This window comes from Streptomyces sp. GESEQ-4 (genome assembly GCF_017948455.1).
GTDB lineage: Bacteria > Actinomycetota > Actinomycetes > Streptomycetales > Streptomycetaceae > Streptomyces.
The window spans coordinates 1-421 of record NZ_JAFFSU010000073.1 but is presented as its reverse complement, the minus strand read 5'-3'; the positions used below and the strand labels follow the sequence as shown (position 1 = coordinate 421).

The window sequence follows — 421 nt, the reverse complement described above, 5'->3', positions numbered from 1 at the left end:
GAACCCGTCGTCACTGGCGCAGGCCCGCAGCCGGCCCGGCTGGACGGCGACCTTCACCGCCGTGCCGGAGGCGAGGTCGTGGCGCCGCGCCTTCAGCAGGCCGCCACTGTTGTCGAGACGGACCAGGGTGTGCTCGCCGTCGTGCTGCTCGACGCGGCCCGGCAGGAAGTTCGCCGCGCCCAGGAAGTCCGCCACGAACGGGGTCCTCGGCCGTTCGAACAGCTCCCGGGGGGTGTCGAACTGCTCGATCAGACCGTTGCGCATCACCGCGATACGGTCCGACATGACCAGCGCCTCTTCCTGATCGTGCGTCACATAGATGACGGTCAGGCCGAGTTCCTGCTGGATGGTCTTGATCTCGACCTGCAGCTGGTCACGGAGCTTCTTGTCCAGGGCGCCCAGCGGCTCGTCCATGAGGATC

1 protein-coding gene is annotated in these 421 nt (G+C 67.9%); it reads right to left on the bottom strand.

Translation table 11 applies throughout. The features are described 5' to 3' along the window. Window positions 1-421 (bottom strand): ABC transporter ATP-binding protein (locus KCH48_RS41855; RefSeq protein ID WP_210582883.1); only part of this gene is annotated, 421 nt, incomplete at both ends.